The 20,617-nt window shown below is 39.3% G+C and carries 22 protein-coding genes and 1 tRNA gene; 12 read left to right on the top strand and 11 right to left on the bottom strand.

Annotated features, from left to right (window positions below; translation table 11 throughout):
- Positions 1 to 17: 17 nt before the first annotated feature.
- The 10 genes from SNE25_RS24620 to SNE25_RS24575 form a co-directional block, all read right to left on the bottom strand.
- Positions 18 to 1,193, bottom strand: coding sequence for a Gfo/Idh/MocA family protein (locus SNE25_RS24620; protein ID WP_321561675.1), 1,176 nt, complete (start codon positions 1,191 to 1,193; stop codon positions 18 to 20).
- 25 nt (positions 1,194 to 1,218) lie between these two features.
- Positions 1,219 to 2,241: a Holliday junction branch migration DNA helicase RuvB gene (gene ruvB / locus SNE25_RS24615; RefSeq protein WP_321561674.1), complete on the bottom strand. Its 1,023-nt coding sequence runs from the start codon at positions 2,239 to 2,241 to the stop codon at positions 1,219 to 1,221.
- A gap of 160 nt (positions 2,242 to 2,401) precedes the next feature.
- Positions 2,402 to 3,133 carry a polyprenol monophosphomannose synthase gene (locus SNE25_RS24610; protein WP_321561673.1) on the bottom strand — a complete coding sequence of 244 codons (732 nt, stop codon included), beginning with the start codon at positions 3,131 to 3,133 and terminating at the stop codon, positions 2,402 to 2,404.
- A 114-nt stretch (positions 3,134 to 3,247) separates the two neighbouring features.
- Positions 3,248 to 4,729 (bottom strand): POT-type proton-dependent oligopeptide transporter, encoded by a 1,482-nt coding sequence (locus tag SNE25_RS24605; protein WP_321561672.1) that lies wholly within the window; start codon positions 4,727 to 4,729, stop codon positions 3,248 to 3,250.
- A gap of 126 nt (positions 4,730 to 4,855) precedes the next feature.
- Positions 4,856 to 5,764, bottom strand: coding sequence for a hypothetical protein (locus SNE25_RS24600; protein WP_321561671.1), 909 nt, complete (start codon positions 5,762 to 5,764; stop codon positions 4,856 to 4,858).
- Positions 5,765 to 5,869: 105 nt separating this feature from the next.
- Positions 5,870 to 7,048, bottom strand: coding sequence for an acetyl-CoA C-acyltransferase (locus SNE25_RS24595; protein WP_321561670.1), 1,179 nt, complete (start codon positions 7,046 to 7,048; stop codon positions 5,870 to 5,872).
- Between the two features lie 111 nt (positions 7,049 to 7,159).
- Positions 7,160 to 7,642 carry a hypothetical protein gene (locus SNE25_RS24590; RefSeq protein WP_321561669.1) on the bottom strand — a complete coding sequence of 161 codons (483 nt, stop codon included), beginning with the start codon at positions 7,640 to 7,642 and terminating at the stop codon, positions 7,160 to 7,162.
- Positions 7,642 to 7,806, bottom strand: coding sequence for an Arc family DNA binding domain-containing protein (locus SNE25_RS24585; RefSeq protein ID WP_321561668.1), 165 nt, complete (start codon positions 7,804 to 7,806; stop codon positions 7,642 to 7,644). Before SNE25_RS24585 ends, SNE25_RS24590 begins: the two co-directional genes overlap by 1 nt.
- A 1-nt stretch (position 7,807) precedes the next feature.
- Complete coding sequence (locus SNE25_RS24580) at positions 7,808 to 8,338, bottom strand: hypothetical protein (RefSeq protein ID WP_321561667.1); 531 nt, start codon at positions 8,336 to 8,338, stop codon at positions 7,808 to 7,810.
- Positions 8,339 to 8,342: 4 nt separating this feature from the next.
- Positions 8,343 to 9,200 carry an SPFH domain-containing protein gene (locus SNE25_RS24575; RefSeq protein ID WP_321561666.1) on the bottom strand — a complete coding sequence of 286 codons (858 nt, stop codon included), beginning with the start codon at positions 9,198 to 9,200 and terminating at the stop codon, positions 8,343 to 8,345.
- Between the two features lie 113 nt (positions 9,201 to 9,313).
- On the opposite strand from SNE25_RS24575, the gene SNE25_RS24570 reads away from it, so the two are divergent.
- The 7 genes from SNE25_RS24570 to SNE25_RS24540 all read left to right on the top strand — a co-directional run bounded on the left by SNE25_RS24570 (position 9,314) and on the right by SNE25_RS24540 (position 15,679).
- On the top strand, positions 9,314 to 11,380 hold the full coding sequence (locus SNE25_RS24570) for an HD family phosphohydrolase (protein WP_321561665.1): 2,067 nt from the start codon (positions 9,314 to 9,316) through the stop codon (positions 11,378 to 11,380).
- Between the two features lie 79 nt (positions 11,381 to 11,459).
- A tRNA-Ser gene (locus SNE25_RS24565) sits at positions 11,460 to 11,546 on the top strand.
- A 159-nt stretch (positions 11,547 to 11,705) separates the two neighbouring features.
- Positions 11,706 to 12,062: an ISAon1 family transposase N-terminal region protein gene (locus tag SNE25_RS24560; RefSeq protein WP_321560923.1), complete on the top strand. Its 357-nt coding sequence runs from the start codon at positions 11,706 to 11,708 to the stop codon at positions 12,060 to 12,062.
- Complete coding sequence (locus SNE25_RS24555) at positions 12,055 to 13,038, top strand: ISAon1 family transposase (protein ID WP_407666949.1); 984 nt, start codon at positions 12,055 to 12,057, stop codon at positions 13,036 to 13,038. The genes SNE25_RS24560 and SNE25_RS24555 overlap by 8 nt, the downstream gene beginning before the upstream one ends.
- Before the next feature lie 199 nt (positions 13,039 to 13,237).
- Positions 13,238 to 14,275 (top strand): site-specific integrase, encoded by a 1,038-nt coding sequence (locus tag SNE25_RS24550; protein ID WP_321561664.1) that lies wholly within the window; start codon positions 13,238 to 13,240, stop codon positions 14,273 to 14,275.
- 299 nt (positions 14,276 to 14,574) lie between these two features.
- Positions 14,575 to 14,982 (top strand): hypothetical protein, encoded by a 408-nt coding sequence (locus SNE25_RS24545; protein WP_321561663.1) that lies wholly within the window; start codon positions 14,575 to 14,577, stop codon positions 14,980 to 14,982.
- Positions 14,983 to 15,436: 454 nt separating this feature from the next.
- On the top strand, positions 15,437 to 15,679 hold the full coding sequence (locus SNE25_RS24540; RefSeq protein WP_321561662.1) for a hypothetical protein: 243 nt from the start codon (positions 15,437 to 15,439) through the stop codon (positions 15,677 to 15,679).
- A 113-nt stretch (positions 15,680 to 15,792) separates the two neighbouring features.
- On the opposite strand, the gene SNE25_RS24535 is transcribed toward SNE25_RS24540, so the two are convergent.
- On the bottom strand, positions 15,793 to 16,287 hold the full coding sequence (locus SNE25_RS24535) for an Arm DNA-binding domain-containing protein (RefSeq protein ID WP_321561661.1): 495 nt from the start codon (positions 16,285 to 16,287) through the stop codon (positions 15,793 to 15,795).
- A gap of 468 nt (positions 16,288 to 16,755) precedes the next feature.
- Between SNE25_RS24535 and SNE25_RS24530 the strand changes: the two genes are divergently transcribed.
- From SNE25_RS24530 to SNE25_RS24510, 5 genes are all read left to right on the top strand, one after another.
- Positions 16,756 to 17,382 (top strand): AbiV family abortive infection protein, encoded by a 627-nt coding sequence (locus SNE25_RS24530; protein ID WP_321561660.1) that lies wholly within the window; start codon positions 16,756 to 16,758, stop codon positions 17,380 to 17,382.
- Between the two features lie 220 nt (positions 17,383 to 17,602).
- Positions 17,603 to 18,145 carry a hypothetical protein gene (locus tag SNE25_RS24525; RefSeq protein ID WP_321561659.1) on the top strand — a complete coding sequence of 181 codons (543 nt, stop codon included), beginning with the start codon at positions 17,603 to 17,605 and terminating at the stop codon, positions 18,143 to 18,145.
- Between the two features lie 166 nt (positions 18,146 to 18,311).
- Positions 18,312 to 18,539, top strand: coding sequence for a hypothetical protein (locus tag SNE25_RS24520; RefSeq protein ID WP_321561658.1), 228 nt, complete (start codon positions 18,312 to 18,314; stop codon positions 18,537 to 18,539).
- A 450-nt stretch (positions 18,540 to 18,989) separates the two neighbouring features.
- Complete coding sequence (locus tag SNE25_RS24515; protein ID WP_321561657.1) at positions 18,990 to 19,715, top strand: hypothetical protein; 726 nt, start codon at positions 18,990 to 18,992, stop codon at positions 19,713 to 19,715.
- A 456-nt stretch (positions 19,716 to 20,171) separates the two neighbouring features.
- Positions 20,172 to 20,603, top strand: coding sequence for a very short patch repair endonuclease (locus SNE25_RS24510; RefSeq protein WP_321561656.1), 432 nt, complete (start codon positions 20,172 to 20,174; stop codon positions 20,601 to 20,603).
- Positions 20,604 to 20,617 lie beyond the last annotated feature (14 nt).

Here is a 20,617-nt window from a genome sequence, read left to right as displayed (position 1 = left end):
AAAATATTTATCCCGCATTACAAAACTATTCTTTTACCTTCCTTAATTGATCTTTTTGCAGCATCCAGTATTTGCATCACTATCATATTATATTTTAGTGACGAACGGTCATTACGCGATCTCATTGGGTTTTTAAGAGCAGCTGTGAAATAAGGTACCGGGGCATTGGCAGGTGATACCAAAGGAGGTGCCTTAAATTCCCTTGTATTATTGTTTATTCTTATCTGCAGGCTATCACTATCAAAGGTGTGGATGTAACCCTTTGCACCAAATATCTCCATATCCTTAATGCTGAAAGGCCAGTTCCATGAGGCTTCGATCATTCCGGTTGCATTTGGATATTCCACAATGATTGTAGCATCATCTTCTACCTTTGGATATACTGATGGTTTGTAATGGCGGGCTACAGCAGTTACCGCAATAGGTCTTTGTCCCTGCATCAACCAGGTCATCATGTCGGCGCCATAGCAGCCGAAATCATTCAGCGCGCCGGCTCCGTTAAGTTCGGGATCGGTTAACCAGCTTAAAAAGTCTTCGCTGCAGCCAATTTCACGCGGCCCCTGATGACCATCATGGAATACCATTTTACGGATAACTCCAATACTGTCGGTTTTTACAGTATTATATGCACTTTGAACCGATGAGTACCAGGTAGTTTCGTAATTGGTTAGCAGGTTTATATAATATTTTAAAGCAAGGAATTCCATTCGTTTGGCCTGCTCAAGCGTAGCCGCCAGTGGTTTTTCAACCATTACTGATATACCCATTGGTGCACAGGTTTCTACGATGTCAATATGTTTACCAACCGCGTTATAACCTAATACAATGGTTGGTTTACGTTTTTGGCACATAGTTTTCAGATCTTCAAAAAATAACGAGTCGGGCAGGTTATATGCCTTACCAAACTTTTGCCATAGTTTTTTGTCGGGTTCGGCAATGCCAACAATGTTTACGTTGCCGTGGCGGTATTCGTTTAAAATAAGATGTATATGGTCATGGTTTAACCCGGCTATGCCCACTTTGGTTCCGGTTGCTAACCTGCGTGCTGCAAGGCTATCGGCTTTTACTTTTGCCAATGAATCGGTGGGGGTAGTTTGTGCATTGGCATTTGTTAAATGCAAACTGGCAAATGCAAGTATAGCTAAAAGCATTTTGCATTGGTAGCTGAAGCCGTTTTTTAGTTTTGTTTTCATGTTCGGTATGGTAGTTTTATTGGTTTTAGAATAGGGAAGGATTACCGCCCAGTTTTATCTTACCGAGATGTTTATAGGCACTTTCGGTAGCTTCACGGCCGCGGGTGGTACGCATTAAAAAACCTTCCTGAATTAAAAATGGTTCGTATACTTCTTCAATAGTGCCTTCATCTTCGCCTACAGCGGTGGCAATGGTTTTTAAACCTACCGGGCCGCCTTTAAACTTGTCAATAATGGTGAGTAATATTTTATTGTCCATTTCATCAAGGCCGTGCTCATCTACATTTAGCGCATTTAGCGCGTATTGTGCTATAGCGGTGTCAATATTGCCGTCGCCTTTAATCTGTGCAAAATCGCGTGTGCGGCGTAACAGGGCATTAGCAATACGCGGGGTACCCCGGCTGCGGCGGGCAATTTCGTAAGCACCTTCGTCGGTAATAGGTGTTTTGAGGATGGCAGCCGAGCGTAATACAATAGTAGTAAGCAGCTTTGCATCGTAATACTCGAGTCTGGAATTGATACCAAACCTGGCCCTTAAAGGAGCGGTAAGTAAGCCCGAGCGGGTAGTAGCACCCACAAGGGTAAAAGGGTTAAGCGATATTTGAACGGAGCGCGCATTTGGGCCGCTCTCCAGCATAATATCAATTTTAAAATCCTCCATCGCCGAATACAGGTACTCTTCAACTAATGGGCTAAGGCGGTGTATTTCATCAATAAACAGGATGTCGCCGGTTTCCAGGTTAGTGAGCAGGCCCGCAAGATCACCGGGTTTGTCAAGCACCGGACCTGAAGTGATCTTGATACCAACGCTCATTTCGTTGGCTATAATGTGCGACAGGGTGGTTTTACCCAAACCCGGTGGGCCGTGCAGTAAAACATGATCAAGTGCCTCGCCACGCTGGCGGGCAGCCTGTACAAATACTTTTAAGTTGGCTAATATTTTATGCTGACCGGTAAAATCCTCAAATTGCTGCGGACGCAATACTCTTTCAATATCACGTTCGGTATTACTTAAGCGTTCTGCTCCGGGGTCAAGATGCTCATTCATTTACCAACGAAATTAGTTTTTTTATTTCGGATTTGAGATTTTCAATTTCGGAATTGGGGATTTTTTATCTGTATTGTTACACATCTATTGTATAATTAAATAGATAAAGAATCAAAATGAAAAGTCGAATGTCTCCATCAAAATAAATCCGAAAGCGAGATCATCCTTCCGGGTACTTTCGGAAGATACTGTTGATCTTCATTTGTATTACACCAAAGAATGCTTCTTTGAATATCCCTGTCGACATTTTGGATGTACCGGCAGTACGGTCTGTGAATATGATGGGAACTTCTTTCAGCTTAAAGCCATGTTTAATGGAGGTGTACTTCATTTCTATCTGGAAGGCATAACCAACAAACTTTATTTTATTGAGCCTTACCGTTTCCAGTACTTTACGTTTATAGCACATAAAGCCGGCTGTTGAATCTCTGATATCGATACCGGTTATAAACCGTACGTATACTGACGCAAAATAGCTCATCAATACCCGGCTCATAGGCCAGTTAACCACGTTTACACCATTGATATAGCGCGAACCGATAGCGGCATCGGCACCTTCAATACAAGCCTGTCGTAATTTGAGCAGATCTTCAGGATTATGCGAAAAATCGGCGTCCATTTCAAAAATATAGTCGTAATGATGGGCTATAGACCATTTAAAGCCATGTATGTAGGCCGTTCCAAGTCCCTGCTTACCGGCACGCTCTTCAATAAACAGCCGCTCTGGGTAAACATTCATTAAGTTTTTTACAATGATGCTTGTACCGTCGGGTGATCCATCATCAATGACGAGTATATGAAAGTCATGAGGTAAAGAAAATACTTTGCGAATCATACGCTCAATATTTTCCTTTTCATTATAGGTTGGTATTATAACAATGCTATCCGGCACTTAAAAACTATCAGGTAAACAATGGGCAAAAATAATTTATTTAAACCCGCTTTTAAAAATAAAAAGCAGCTAAATAATATTTAACTGCTTTACAATAACGGTGGAAATTATAAATTATTGGTTATCAGCAATAATTTGATTATCTATATAAGGATCAGTGATATAGTTTCGTTCTTTTAACCGTGGTGCAACAAAAAGAAATATCAGGATAAATACAACAATAAAAATAACAAAGAACCATTCATAGTTTGCACCCTTAAGGTTATGTGCCCACCAGCCGCCGTCTTCTATTAAGCCATTTACAAGTGCGGTAATAAGATTACCGAACGATACAACCAGGAACCAAATACCGGTCATGGTACTTTTCATCGATTTTGGTGAGTGTGTATAAGCGTATTCCAAGCCGGTGATAGATACGAGCACCTCGGCTGCTGAAAGTATCATAAACGCAAGCACCTGCCACCAAATGGAGGGTTTACCGCCATGATCAAGGCTGGTGTGTATTATGCCAATTACCACGAACGATAAAGCTGTTAAAATCAGGCCGGTACCAAGTCTTCGCAGCGGGGTTGTTTTTAGACCAATTTTGTCAAGTCGTGGATATACTATATAGTTGAAAAATGGAATAAATAGAAGAAGAAACACCGTATTAACAGTTGATAACTGACCAGGCAACACTGTGAATGAGGTAAAACCCAGGTTAATCTCACGATTCATTCTTTCGGCATATAGGGTCCACTCAGACAAACATTGATCCCAAACAGCCCAAAATGCCAATGCGAAAAAGAACACGGCCATAACCCGGTATACTGCTTTCACACCTTCAACGCGTTCGGGGTCATACGGGCCTTTGGCAACATCAAGCATAGATTGTCCCGGTTTGCGTTGGCCTGCATGAGTTAGTGCATACCAGGTTATAAATACCAGGTTATTGCGATTAACCCCTTGCGGGGGAACCTTTACATATTTTTTACGGCCCGAAAAAAATATGATGGTAGCCAGCGCCATCAGGATACCGGGAATACCGAAGGCCCACCTGGGGCCAAAGTGATCATAAGTCCATGGAATAGCAACGGTTGAAATCATAGAGCCGGCATTGATACTGAAATAGAACCAGCCGTAAACTTTCGAAAGTAGATCCTGGTTGGTAGCATCAAATTGATCACCTACATTAGCAGATACGCATGATTTAATACCGCCGGCGCCAATTGCAACCACAAGTAAACCCAATTCAAAACCACCAAGGCCACCATCGAACATGGCCAACATTAAATGCCCCAAACAGTAAATCATCGATACATATAAGATAAGTTTGTATTTGCCGGTAAACCAGTCGGCCACCATGCCACCTACAAATGGCAAAGCATAGGCCACCATCACAAATAAATGGTGTAGCTTATTGGCTTTAGCGTTGGCCAAGTCGTTTACAGCGTCGATATGATTAGGGTTAAAAAACTGGTTTACCAAAAAAAGTGTCAGTATTGAACGCATTCCGTAAAAACTAAAACGTTCTGCGGCTTCATTGCCTATAATGTAGGGAACGCTCTTAGGGAATCTGGATTTTGGGGTAGCCTTTACGGCTGGGGCTTCTTGCATTATTTTTTCTGAAGTAAAATTTATTAAAAGTAATATATTTCTTTTGAATCGGAATTTTATACCGAAAGTGTTACAAAATATATAGTGTATGTTTTGATTTTAAGTGTGTTATGCAGATTTAATTCTTTAATTTGAATGAATAAGATTGCGGTCCTGAATAGCTTGTTTTTTTGGATCTACATATTCATTATCGCTATCGTTGGGAATGTTACGCATATCAAGGTTTTCTATATATACCCAGCGTCCGTTTTTTAATTTATAACCATCATAAGTAAGGTCGGGGCCAAAAGTTTCTGGCAGGCCTTTCATTTTTTTATCAGGAGGGGCAAGGTGATCAAACACAATTAAGTTTTGATCATGTATATAGCGTAGTAACATTGAAGCCTGCCGAGTGTACTCAAAAATTACCCTTTTGGGGTTTTTGCCGTTGTTATCAAAAACCGGCATACCAAATGCAGGTTTATTGTTTGTAAATGACAGTATATCAATTACTTTTTTGGTTGATTTTATGGTGTTGCCTTTCCAGCCTATTAAAACATAGTAAGGTTTTTGGGCATAAACAGGTATAATTTTATAATATTGGGCGCCATACCACTTATGGTTGTCCGTTACAGAATCTTCTGGATTTTGCAATAATGGCGAATAATCTTCAAGCGGGAACATTTTTAGCGGACCGCCGGTATTCATTTGTATGGTGCCATAAAAACGATAACTGCCATCCTGGTTAATAACATGCCAGCTCAGGATACGGAAGCGGTTATCGGGCGAATTAATGATGCTAATACTTTTAACCGAATCAAATGGGAAAAGGAATGAATTGGGCTCTTTTAAAGCGCTGACCAAAGTTTTAATGAACTTGTAATTAGCATTTTTACGCTCCAGGTCATTTTCATCATTGATGAATTTTTTTCCTAAGGAAGCAAGGCTGTCCTGGTAAATACTTAATTGTTTTGTAGGTGAATTTTCATTGGCGCGCTGGCCAAAGGCCTGGCCAACAATAAACAAGGATATTATAAATACAAACAAACGCCTCATTACCATACCGTGTATTTAATAATTAACATTTTATAGGGCTACAAAATTAAATAAATTATCGATTAGCTGTTGTAACATATGAAGCGTCAGCTTAACCTGCTTTAATTAACGTAAATTTTCGATAACCATTGCACTTGCACCGCCCCCGCCATTACAAATTCCAGCTGCGCCATATTTGCCATTATTTTGCTGTAATACAGATAATAAAGTAACAATAATGCGAGCTCCTGAAGCGCCCAACGGATGACCAAGTGAAACCGCGCCACCATTTACATTTACCTTAGCAGTATTAAGTTTTAAAAGCTGGTTGTTGGCAATTGATACCACAGAAAAGGCTTCGTTGATCTCATAAAAATCAATCTGGTCTGATGATAAACCTGCACGGTGCAATGCCAATGGGATGGCTTTTGATGGGGCAGTGGTGAACCATTCAGGAGCTTGCTGGGCATCGGCATGTGATGCTATCCGTGCCAGCGGCTTAATACCAAGCTTATCGGCTTTTTCGCGGCTCATTAATACCAGTGCTGCTGCTCCGTCATTCAGGGTTGAGGCATTGGCGGCGGTAACCGTGCCATCTTTTTTAAATACGGGTTTTAATGAGGGGATTTTTTCAAATTTTACCGTTTTAGGTTCCTCATCATCAGCAAATAACGTGATATCGCCCTTTTTATCTTTTAATTCAACCGGTGTTATTTCATCTCTGAATTTCCCTTCGGCTTGTGCTTTTTGGGCGCGGTTATATGATTCAATAGCGTAGGCATCCTGTTCTTCACGAGTGATATTGCAATCAACCGCGCAAAGTTCAGCCGCGGAACCCATGTGATAATCGTTATAAACATCCCAAAGGCCATCTTTTACAAGGCCATCGGTAATTTGTCCATTGCCTAACCGATAGCCGTTGCGGGCTTTATCAAGGTAATAGGGTACATTGCTCATGCTCTCCATGCCACCGGCAACCACAATATCGTTCTGACCTATGGCAATGCTTTGGGCCCCCAGCATTATCGCTTTCATACCCGAAGCGCATACTTTATTAACGGTAGTGGCTGGCAGATACGGAAGACCCGCGAATATGGCAGCCTGCGTAGCCGGTGCCTGCCCCAGGTTGGCCGGCATTACATTACCCATGTAAACTTCCTGTATTTGATCGGGCTTTAAACCAGCTTTTTCAACTGCCGATTTGATAACCTGCGCCCCCAGTTCTGTTGCGCTCAAGACTGCTAAACCACCTCCAAAGCTGCCTATCGGTGTGCGTGTGGCAGCTACTATTACTACTTCTTTCATGTGTCCCTCATTAAAATTGGTGGGGCAAATTTAGTTATTTTGATGGAAGTGAAAAGCTATGCATGCATAATAATTAAAAATATATCGCTTAACCTTTAGAAGTGAAAATCCTCAATAAAGCTCTTTGCGATTGAAAATTGTTTTAATTCCAACCAGAATAAGTACACTTAAATGTGGTATTTCTGAAATGGGACTAATAAAAGTTACCACTACTTGGGAAGCATCATTACCAAAAATTCTTATTAGTTCATTATTATGCTCATCCAGCCAATGATATTCAGAACTAAATAATGACGTGGCATTGAAATTGGCCTTAAACCCATCATTTAATTTTAAACCGATTTTATTTGTTTCAAAATAACCGATTACTTTTCCTTCCGGGGTTTTGATAGAAAGATCGCCTATGGTTGAATTTAATACCAGGATAGTTTCATTATTAGTTTCCAGATAGGTTTTAGCAATAAATGAATTGTCGCTATACATTCGGCCGTAAGAGTTCACATTATCGGTCAGTTTATAATCAGAATTTATCCTACCGCGATTTAACAGCCAAAGCTTTTTACCTGTTAATTGATTAATATCCTGGTAATTCATTACTCCTTTTTCTTTTTCGCGGTTTTTTTACGGCCAAGCAGGGCCTGTTGCAGCAGGTATTCAATCTGGCCATTGGTGCTCCTGAATTCCTCGGCGGCCCAGCTCTCTATCTCCTTCAGTACATCGGGATTAATACGTAATACAAATGCTTTTTTCTCGGCCATACTAACTTGCCGCGTTCGCGGCTTTTGCCTGTTTTATTAATACTAAATTTACGCCCAACAAGGCCAGTAAAGGCAACTCGGGTATTTTCTTTAACATATCAAGATCGAAAGAAATTTTAAAAGGTTTTTTAAATCCCCATAGTTCCGTTCTGATATTTAATATATCACCAAACTGATCATTAGTTAACGTAAATGTGCGCGAAATCAGTTTTTTATTTAAATAAACCGCCTCAAACCCATTATTCATACTCAGGCGTATTTTGCGCGACCAGATTTCGGGCGTAACCACTCCTAAATTCATTCCATCCAGGTCATTAATTAAAAACGAACGCTTAAATATGCCTTTACGTTTAATGATCCAAGTTTTCTTCTCTACCTCTAAAATATAAATGGTTTTCCAAAAGTTACCATAGCTCAGCTTACCATAGCAAAACTGCCCATCGGTAAGCTCAAACCAGAGCTTAAAAAAACCATGTCTTAATACAGATAGTTCATTGGTGCGCAGCTGATCAAAGCTTCTAAACTGATCCATGCAATTAATGGTATAAAGTACCTGTATTAACCACCGGATTGACAGCTTTATCGCCGCAGAGTACTACCAGCAGATTGCTCACCATAGCAGCTTTGCGTTCTTCATCAAGCTCTACTATGTTTTTTTCTGATAGTTTATTCAGGGCCATTTCAACCATCCCTACAGCGCCCTCAACTATCAATCGGCGTGCAGCTATAATAGCTGATGCCTGTTGAACCTGTAGCATAGAGTGCGCAATTTCGGGAGCATAAGCAAGGTGCGATATGCGGGCTTCCAACACTTCAATGCCGGCACGTGCGAGGCGCTCGTTTAACTCCTGCTCCAGCATCTGGCTTACCTGTTCGGCGCCGCCGCGCAGGGTAATAGCGGCAGTTTCATCTTCCAGGTTATCATAAGGGAATGAATTGGCCAGGTGCCTTACCGCGGCTTCGCTCTGTATGTTTACATACTGTATGTAGTTTTCTACTGCAAACACGGCGCTGGCGGTATCTTTTATCTGCCATACAATAACCGCGGCAATTTCAATTGGGTTACCAATGCTATCATTCACTTTGAGCTGCTGACCGTTAAGGTTAAACGCCCGTAATGATACTTTTCTTTTTACAGTGAATGGGTTTACCCAAAAAAAGCCATCTTTTTTAACAGTGCCTACATATTTGCCAAAAAGCGTGAGCACTTTTGACTCATTGGGGTTTACTATCACTAATCCCGGTAATACAAAAACGAAGCTTATAACTGCAATAACTGACCCGATAGGTTCCTGGCCCACCGCAAGGCAAATGCCGGCTATGATTAGCAAAAACAGGAATAAAATAAATGCTGTAAAGCCAGAGGGCGGGTTAATTGTTTTTTCAGATTCCATGATAAAGGTGATTTTAATTTGATATCATAAAGATATCAACTTTAAATTGATAAAAGCAAGAAAAACTGCATATAACAGAAACTTATATTATTTTTGAGTGGTTAATTAAATAAATGGCAAAACTATCTTCTTCGCGCCAAAAGGCTTTATTGCGCAAATACGCACGTAATGTTAAGTTTTTGATGATGCTTGTCAGCATCAGTCTAATTGTGTTTTTTTTACCCAAGCAGGCAAAATTCAGCTATGAATATGAAAAGGGGCGCATCTGGAATCAAAAAGACCTTATATCGCCTTACAACTTTGCTATATTAAAAACCGCACAGGAAAATAAGAACGACCAAAAGGCCGCCAAAGAAAGTATAACCCCGATCTATCAGCTGGACGCTGCTGTTGAAACCCAGCAAACCGAGGGTTTTAAGAATGATATTGAAATAAAATGGCATAATTCTGGTATTAACGACAAGCTTAAACCTAAATATATAGCTGCTGGTACCGACCTGTTAAAAGAGATATACGAAACAGGTATTTTAAAGCTAAACGCGCAGTATCAGGTAAATTCTGAAAATTATCCTATAACGGTTTTAAACAAGAATGTTGCTACAGAGAAAAATACCAATGAGCTGTTTACCCGCGAAAAGGCCTTAGCTTATTGTGATAAAATATTGAGTAAACATACCGATCTGGATAAGGCTTTTCTACTCGATCTATTACAAAACAGATTGCAAACTAATTTAAGCTATGATAATAACTTAACTTCCCGATTGGTAAATGAGGTGGTTGATGGGCTGTCCCTAACCCGCGGCATGGTTCAAAAAGGAGAGGTGATCGTATATAAAGGATCAGTTATTAATGATGAAATTTATCAAAAGCTGGAATCATATAAACAAGCTTTTGAAGATAACGCCCGCACCAATGGCAACCGTAAACTGGTATTGTTAGGTCAATTTTTACTGGTGGCTATTGCCATATCATTGCTCATGATATTCCTGTACCTTTTCAGGAAAGATATTTATGAAGACAACCGGCTGGTAAGTTTAATATTGCTGGTAGTTACCGCTATGTTGGCCACCCTGTCGCTGGCCATAAAGCTGCAATTGCCCAATTTGTATTATATGCCATACTGCATTGTACCTATTATTATCCGTATTTTGTTTGATACCCGGCTCGCGCTAAACATTCACCTGCTGGTAGTGCTGATTGCCGGCTTTTTTGTGCCTAACAGTTTTGAGTTTGCTTACTATGAAATTACCGCAGGCATGGTTTCTATCTATAGCATCAAAAACCTCATCAGGCGCGAGCAATTCCTGATATCCGCGCTTATTATCACGTTTACCTATTTCGTGGCCTTTTTGGGTATTACATTTATACGGGAAGGTACGTTTCTGGATATTGACTGGATGGATTTTGTACCATTTGTAGTGAGTGTATTGCTTACATTGCTGGCCTATCCGCTTATTTATATTTTTGAAAAGGTTTTTGCCATTACCTCCGATATTACCCTTATTGAGCTTACCAATACTAATGCGCCCTTATTGCGTGAACTGGCCTTTAACGCCCCCGGTACCTTTCAGCATTCGTTACAGGTGGCTAATCTGGCCGAGAATGCCATATATACCATTGGCGGTAATGCGCTGCTGGTTAGGGCAGGGGCGTTGTACCATGATATTGGTAAAATGGAAAACCCTTTGTTTTTTATCGAGAACCAAAGCTCCGGTTTTAACCCGCATGATAAATTACCTTACGAAGAGAGTGCCCAGATCATCATCAGGCATGTAAGCAAGGGGATTGAAATGGCGCGTAAGGCTAACCTGCCCGAAATTGTGATAGACTTTATACGTACGCACCATGGTAATACCAGGGTGGATTATTTTTACCAGTCGTCGTTAAAGAATTTTCCTGAAAAATTTATCAACGAGAACATTTTCAGGTACCCCGGACCTATCCCTTTTTCAAAAGAGGCAGGTGTTTTGATGCTTGCCGACTCGGTTGAAGCGGCTTCGCGCTCTTTAAAAGAGCCTGATGAAGAATCAATAAGTATTTTGGTTGACCGCATAGTAAAATATAAACTCGATCAGAACCAGTTGAAAGACAGTAATATAACCCTGAAAGACATTGAAACCATTAAAACTATTTTCAAGCGGATGTTGATGAGTATTTACCATGTGCGGATAGATTATTAGAAATTGAACTTTTTTTTTGACGGGAATATTGAATTACTATATTTGCAGTCCCTGAAAAACGGGGATGTACTGAAAAAATGGTGAGGTGCCTGAGAGGCCGAAAGGATCAGTTTGCTAAACTGACGTACGGGAAACTGTACCGAGGGTTCGAATCCCTCCCTCACCGCTGATAAGAATAACAAAATACAACAAAAGCCTGTAAATCATATGATTACAGGCTTTTTTGTTTTCCCAAATAGCCAAAATATGCATTGAATGGGTCAAGCAGAAAAGTTGAGGGATAAGATAAAAAGTATTTGTTTTGTATTTAACGAAACACGATCTCTTGTCCAACGCATACGAAACCCTGGTCCGCCTTATACTTCCTGAAGGCTTGTTAGATTATTTTGAACTGACTGACGTTAAACCGTCAGAAAGTGGTCAGCTGAATATTTACCTGGAAGAAAAGAACCTGCCTCCTGCCGGTTATGAAAAGGCACAAATAGAGTCAAAAGGCTTTCTGCCTGAAACAGCTATCCAGGACTTTCCGATCCGTGGTCATAAGGTAGCACTCTGTATTAAACGGCGCAGATGGGAAGTAAAATCCAGCGGTGAGGTCATCACCAGGGACTGGGATTTAGTACGAAAAGGGGCACGAATGACAACGGAATTCGGCCTTTTTTTAAAAGGTATATTTGGATAATAACCCGATCAGCTGCCACTTGCTGGGCAGGCTTTACAGCGTCGACGGAAAACAGCTACAACAGCAATATAAAGATTTTCTGAGCGATTTTCATAGCTGGGATCAAAAAGAACATGCAGATGAGTGGATGCTGTTTGAACAGAACATCGGGCCATCGCTAAGCATAGATGAAACAGCGTTGAGCAATGGCGAACTCTATACCATTATCACCAAAAAGGAAGCTAAAGGCGGCAAGAAGGCAATTGTAGCCATGCTAAGGGGTACACAAGCGGAACAGATCATAAAGGTTATCGAACAGATACCGTTGCGTAAAAGACATAAGGTAAAAGAAGTGACGATGGATATGGCGGCAAACATGATTAAAGCCATCCGCAGGTGTTTTAGCAATGCCAGCCGTGTAATCGACAGGTTCCATGTACAAAAATTAGCATACGATGCTGTACAGGAAGCCCGGATAAAATATCGTTGGGAAGCGTTGGATGCAGAAAGCAGTGCTATTGAACAGGCCAGGCAAAACAAACATCCTTATCAGCCCGAGATATTCAGCAATGGCGATACGCTAAAACAATTGCTTGCCAGAAGTCGCTATCTGCTGTTTAAACCTGAGTCCAGGTGGACTGCCTCGCAAAAAGAAAGAGCCGGTTTACTTTTTCCAAGGTATCCGGAATTGCTCAAGGCTTATAAACTGGCTATAGGATTGGGCAATATATTCACAATCTGCAAAAGTAAGCAAGTCGCCTTTAAAAGACTGGCCCTTTGGTATAACCACGTGGAGGCATGTGGTATCGACACCTTTAAGACCGTGGCAAGGTCTGTCCAACAACATTATGAATCTATCTTAAACTTCTTTGACAACAGGAGTACAAACGCATCAGCTGAATCTTTTAATGCCAAAATCAAAGCTTTTAGAGCTACCTCCAGAGGCGTCAGAGATACAACTTTTTTCTTGTTCAGACTCGCTAAAATCTATGCTTAAAACTTTCAGCCCTCAACTTTTCCGCATGACCCATTGAATCGCATAAAAAAAGTGTGCGATTCGTGCGCGTCAGTTTGATGAGACAAAAAACGCGCACGAAAAGTGGTATAATGCGCTGATTAACAACGTGTTCAAATGCCAAACATCTTGACTTTTGATTCCGGCATTTCGATATTTATTCACTTAAAAATCTATCGTTATGTTAGAAAAAAGTTTAGGGTTACTGTTCTTTCTCAAAAGAACACAAGACCATCAGGGAAACATCCTTCCGATTTATTTAAGGATAACCGTCGACGGTGTACCCAAAGAGATGTCTGTTAAACGTTTTTGGGACCTTTCCAGGTGGAATGTGAGAGCCAGTCGAGCGACCGGGAACAGAGAGGATGCCAGAGGTCTGAATGACTATCTGGATGTATTGCAGAACAATGCATATGCCGCGCGAACGCAGCTCATTGACCGGGGAAAGATAGTTACTGCTATAGCCATCAGAGATATGTTGTCTGGCGAGACGCAGCGGAAAAGGCTCTTGATGGTGCTTTTCAAATCTCATAATGAAGATTTGAAAAACATGATCGGAAAAGGAGTTGAAAAGGGCACATGGACGAATTATAATACTTCCTACAAGCATACTTTGGCATTTCTGAAGTCCATGTATAAAACTGAAGAAATTAATATACTCAGTCTCGATCTGGAATTCGTAAAGAAATTGTATCGCTGGTTCCGTACCACAAAAAATTTAAATCATAACTCAAGTTTAAAGAATATTGCCAATATGAAGAAGATCGTATTGGATTGCGTCGACAACGGCTGGTTGATAAATGATCCGTTCGCCAAATTTGAAATGACAAGGGAAGATGTTGATACGGTATATTTGAGCAAAGAGGAGCTACAGGCTATTGCGCACAAAGAAATTACGAATGATCGACTGAGCAGGGTTCGTGATCTTTTTATATTCTGTAGCTTCACCGGCTTATCTTTCATCGATGTAAAGCAACTGAAAAGATCGGAAGTTACGATCGCGTCAAATGGTGAGTTGCGTATCTTTAAAAACCGGCAAAAAACAGGTACACCTGCAGTTATCCCACTATTGCCGATCTCAAAAAAAATCCTCGCGAAGTACCAGAACGATGAATTCTGTAAATTAAGGGATATGTTGTTGCCTGCTGCAATCAACTTAATCATAGCTTTTACTAATTCTAGTTTCTATTGCACCGGAGAGCGACTAACAATTGGCTAGCTTTTTTTTGCTGGTGGCTCCATATTTGCTAATTGTGGTCTCATTGTATTGATTTTCTGAGTCGAGGTTTGATCAATAAAGTGTAGTGGCTGACTTTTTTCAATTCTTCGCGAACATGTGAAAAGTCTATTTTATTTGAAAATTGTTTTGCAAGTTTCAAATAAAAAACTAACTTTAATGTAATAAGTCGCAACGCATACAATGGGTATTAAATAGAGTTTAATAATTTGCTTTTTCAAGCCAAGAATACGATTTTTAACCTAAGTAATAATTTTAGCAAACAACATTAAAGAATATATATGAAAACTCTAGTAGAGGGACAGTATTATGAGATTACAGACGACACTGAAATCGTTTACGAAGGTGAAATTATTCCCATTAGTGATGACGGTTATGGGAACTGGGGCTTTATATACAATGAAAAATTTACTCCTTTAACTGCATTTCAGGTGGATGGCGTTAACTGGTTTTTTACAAATGATTTTCAAGAGGTTGCAATAAGGGAGTTTGTTGGTGACGTTTTTTCTTCTACTGATCTTGAATTAGACGAGATCGAATGGTTTAAAACTTACGTTGCGCCAGATGATGAATCCAACGTTGTTGTTTATTATAAAATTAGAGGGAAAGAATCATACCGCAGTTTAGATCATGAAGTAAATACTGAACAAGATCTTATGGATTTATTTGAGGCGGATCTGGAATCTTAATGGCTTGCGTGATACTGTTTTCAAAGCCCCGACAATTTAAATGCTCTATAATTTTTTGAGGGCAATCAATTCATTCACTAATTATTGTTCATTCTAAATGTCCGAGGTAATCAGAGTCTCCGCTTTTGATAATAAAAAAACAAATTCCGGACGCGGTGGTAAAAGAGCGGGAGCTGGACAGCCAAAAAAGGAAGCGACGGCAGTAATCAATTTCCGGATAAAGAAATCTGAAATAAAATATCTTAAAGATAAATACGGAAAAACTTTAAATCATATGTTTAAAGAGTGGATAAAAGCACTGTGAGGCAGTTTTCTATCAGCGAAATATAAAAATCCCGGCTGGTGCTTAACGTATACGTATTACAAAACGATTAGCTCATTGTGGTGAGTGAAAGCCTTGAATTTTATTTTAACTCGTGGAACAATTGTCAATGAATTTAAATTATAAATCATCATGAGTTTTTGGAGTGAATCAAAGTACCCTTATGTTCGTCTCGTCGAAATCTCAGAAAAAGAGTTGATTAATCTTGTTAACTGTTTAACAAGGCTGGACATTATTGAATGGCTGATGTGGAATGATCCTAATGGTATTTATAATGATAACCAATCTTTAAAGGAGTTTGGTAAAGTAATGTCACGGGAGGAAGGTCTGGAAATAATGCTTCGCCAGGCAGAAGAAAATAGGGCTATTATTTGAAATCGGATTTATGCTAAAGCGAATCAAAGATATAAATGATGTTAAGACTTTTGTTTTGACGCCATTCAACGAAGGACTAAATTATCATCCGGATGAAGATTTTAAAAATTATATCAATATCCAAACGGAAGATCCATCCTATAGTCCGATACAAGCGAGGCGTTTTTCAAATAACCACTTAGATGCTTTTCAGACGTATTATATCCTTTTAATGTGTTGGCTTCAAATCCGTTTCCGATTAGCGCCTTGACCTTTGCATTGTGCTCTTTAAATAATTCCATCAAGAAAATACTTTTTTGAGCCTTTCCAGTGAATTGATTTTGTAGGCTTTCCGTTGTTACCTGTTGGTTGGCATCGATTAATTCCTGATGTGCATTTCGGAGTTTGGTCTGCAGACTATCCAGATACTTATTAAGTGCTTTGATTTCTGCTTTGTGTCCGATAGCACGTCCCGCGTGACTGTTCCAGATAGCCGGATCGCAATTACGGCCTGCGGACATATCCACGCGTTTTCCGTTAACTGTAATGCGCATGTAGATGGGCATTACGCCGCCTTTGTAGTTTTTTTGCTTTCTGATGTAAAAAAGCAGATGGAAATTACTTTTCATTGATACAAGCTTAAAAGTTAAACAAAAGTAAGTTTGTAGCCTGCTGACATCAAGATGTTCACTCGCAGAACATCTTGAAAATCAAATAATTAATTCAAATTCGGTGCGTAGTATCGTTGCTCTTGGTTACGCACCGAATTATGCACCATTTTGTTGCGTTTTGATGCATAATATGCCGTATTGATAGCAATAAAAAAACCTGCAATCTGTTGATTTGCAGGTGGACGGGACTCGAACCGAGTTCAGTATTATCCTTATTTTCAATAATTTACAAATTCTGATTTGTGACAACTCCCGAAGTTTTCACAAATAATCTGATATCGTTTGATTCCTAATGACTTACGTAAAAGTAACCATTAATATGGATTGGTACAATATGTTTTTAAAAGATAAAAACAAATGACGATTTTAATCCTTGATTTGAGGATAACAAATTAAAGTTAGCTTTGATTACTACAGACTTATAACATGAATGATAAAGAATTAGAAAAGGGTTTTAGTATGGTAATCGGCAATGCGCAATCGCTTTTTGACGAAGCCACCCTATTGTTTGCAAATGGGTACTTTGCAAGGTCATACAGCTTGTCGCAATTGGCAATAGAAGAAGTAGGAAAAAGCACACTTTTATGCAGAGCAGTACTTGCTTTTTATATGGGTGAAGAGGTAAACAGTAAGTATCTCGATAAATTGGGATTTCGCGATCATCAGCAAAAAACTCGGCTTTCATTAAAATCGGAACTCATTTCAGTTTATTTATACGAAAAAAGCATTGATGAGAAAACCGATTTTCGAGGCTCAATAATTGATGTTTTCAGTCGCGTAGATAAATTAAACAGTTTAAAAAATGAAAGTCTTTATGTAAGTATGGTTGATGATAAATTTTCAGTCCCCTCGGAGATTATCAGCTCTGACATGGCTAAAGAGCTATTGGAAAAGGCTGAATTAAGATTGGTATCAGCAAAACCTCTTCTGAGGCCATTAACTGATATGAAGTTATCGGCTCTGCGTTTAAAAGAAATAATGAATGATCCTAATAAACATGCTGAATTTCAAGCACAAGCATCAAAAGAACTTGGTATCGAATTTACTGAATAGTTCGCCTTCTCTATTTATCACTCTCACTTTTGTTGTAGTTGTTTTTAAAGCAACTTTCTTTTGCTGCTTTTCTTAAGGCGACTGATGGAAAGAAAAGTAGTCCCAACCAACAATTAAAAAATTTGACCACGTTAAAATCAACTTGTAAAACAATAATTTAATGTTACAATTAATATTAACGATAATAGCTAAAAAGTTCCTTTAAATTAAATTCTCAAATATGGCTGAAGATGTCAACGTTGAATTTCCTACAAGACCAGAGAAGGTCGGTTTTATGGAGAATATAACGATAGTTCCTATTATACCGGATAATCCAAAAGGAGAGTTAATAAACTTTAATTATAGCCGTGATTTTAAAGTCATGGGAACACTCTATAGTGTTCCCCCTCTATGGAACTCACGAATCGTTGCTGGAAAATTGGAGGGTGGCGATTCACTCCTAAATGTTACTGATACAGAAGTACAGTCTTATGAAATTGAGGGAACTAGTCAGCGCAAGTTCACAGTCCATCTAAATCAATTCAAACGACTCTCATCAGTGTCGTGTACAATATCTGCTGTTGCTTGGCATGATGCATTAGAAATATTTCATGATCTTGTAGATCCATATTTAAGCATGTTATCTTGGAAATTCCATGCGCCTCTGGTACTGTCAAATGTCAATGGTTTGGATGTTGAAACCAACTATCGTTATGCCAAATTCATTCAGCCCATACCTTTAATAAGCTTTTCGATTACATCTGAGGCCTGTAGAACAGTATAACGATCATATCGCTGCCTTGTTTTCTTTTCATCGGGAAATGATTAATTCGACAAGTAGCCCATATCGACTCCTATGCATTCACAAATGTTTGACACTTGTCAATCAATTTAAAGCGCTAACCCATGACAATGCAAAAAGGCAAGGCTTAGATTTGAAGCAATACAAAATGGATACTGAGATAAAGATTGATGAAAATGAAATAAATAAATTTGTTTGGCCGGAATCTATCGGATGGACATTAGGCAGGTTATTAACGGATAAACTGAGGCCAATGAGAAATAAGATTGCACATGAAATTGACGAAGGAGGCAAATATGCAAATCCAGATATGGGTATATTCCAACAACGAATAAGAGATTATGCTGATGCGGCTTTACCGTTAATGCGCATGTAATTTCAAAAAATAATCGATTATCGTATTCGAAATCAAGTTTATTCTTAACTAACATAATAATACAGCCTTTTCTATGCCCCAATTGATTTTCTATTTCATCCAAACGTACTGGTAAAATGAAGTCGAGGAGCCGGACAATATTATTGGTCAATTTTAGACGGTATCCGTATTGGCATTTTTGCAAATAGTTTCCGAAAGCCAAGCGATATAATTCTTCGTACCCCCCTATCTGGGGGAAACTTTTGACCAATTTTTCGAGATACCTGCGATCGGAGATAGGCACCTGCGAATGAGTCAGGCGCGAAGTCGTCGTTTCGCTCTGGCATCACCCTACGAATATTGGGTTGATAATTGCTTCTTACATACCAAAAATCATCCGTTTTGTTCGGTCTGGCAGGTTATTTTGTAAGATCGGACATTTATTTAATATTATTCAAAAAGCAGAATCCCATGTCCAGTAACACATCGACTAATTCTGTCGAGCCAAGCAAATTAGATATATCAGTCCTGACACTCTGGTCACTTTTCGTATTGATAGATCAGCACTTTACAGCTCTATTCACCTATCGCAATTTGATTGATAATATTGATGATCTGGAAACGGAAGAAAATATATCATTGGATACCATCCGGGAGGCGCTGATTTATCAGATCCTTCTAAAAACCTGCGCGTTTACTGATGAATGGGATCAACACTTAGGACTTAAAACCGAGCCGGAATATTTTGATGAAATTGTACGTTTAAAAAAGGTGCTCAGGCCGGCCCGAAGAATCCTTGAAAGATGGAAGGGATTGAGAAAGTTCAGAAATCATGCTATTGCACACAATCATCGGGATGAAAAGGGCAATCACATATATTTGGGGAATACTAGGTTTTACCATACACCAGAAACTATCGGGGACTTAGCGTATCTCATTTTTGCCCTCGAGAAAATGGTAAAAATCCTGGCGGGAGCCTTTCCGGCACAGTTCAGCAACGCGATAAAGCTTAGTGAAAATTGGCAATATTCTGGCTTCGACTATGAAAATCATCCTGACAAAGACCTGTCTAAGGAAGATATAGTAAAGGCTGTAGAACTCGCTACCAATGAGATACAGGCTAATCTGCAAAAAGATAACTATCCGTTTTTCGATGCTTCAAGCTTGTACCTGGATTTCTTAAAGAACACACCATAAATATATGTGTCGCTAGAACAGTTAGACTTTTTATTGAGTTGTTTAAATAGAGAAGTTGATTTAGTGTTCGCTTATCCTTAAATAAGGAACGAGCCCTATTAAGTTCACGTTCCCTAACAGTTCAAAATACTAATTTACATTTGTCACAATGTCAGGTCAACATGAATTGAAACTTTATATGGTAGAGGTTTTAATCATTTTTCTACTGTTGTATACTTTGACACCATGGCTGGAATACTCGTAGCGTACAAAAAAGCGTTAAAAAACAGCAAATTAGTTGGCAATAAGGTTTCCCGTAATTGTGCAAATTGCAGATACCATACTTTTGAAAGGTAAGAACTAAGTATTTCTTTTTATTTAACCCGCTTGTAATATTACCTATTCGAAATTAGATAACCTACGATGTCACTCCGTTAATAATCAGAATTTTGGCATTCATGTTGTAATTTAAAGCTAATGACCGACACCCATTCAAAGGAAGCAAGAAGCTATAATATGTCTCGAATCCGTAGCAAGGATACAAAGCCTGAAATGCTTGTAAGAAAATATTTATTTGGGAAAGGCTTCAGATTTCGTCTTCACGATAAAAAACTGCCTGGGAAACCTGATATTGTCTTACCCAAGTATAAAGTAGCGATACTTATACATGGTTGTTTCTGGCATTCCCACATAAACTGCAAATATGCGGTTATTCCTAAATCCAATATTGAATACTGGTCCGGTAAAATCAGTAAAAATCTTATTCGCGATATTGATACAGAGAAAAAACTTCAGAGCCTTGGATGGAGAATTATAGTCATTTGGGAGTGTGACCTAAAAACTACAAAAATAGATCAAACTTTAATTGGTCTCTTAAAACTTCTTGACGATAAAAATCGATGTATTTAGAATAAAATAGTGTA

The organism is Mucilaginibacter sabulilitoris, from assembly GCF_034262375.1.
Taxonomy (GTDB): domain Bacteria; phylum Bacteroidota; class Bacteroidia; order Sphingobacteriales; family Sphingobacteriaceae; genus Mucilaginibacter; species Mucilaginibacter sabulilitoris.
The sequence above is the reverse complement of the archived record's forward strand: the minus strand, read 5'-3'. Positions and strand labels throughout refer to the sequence as shown.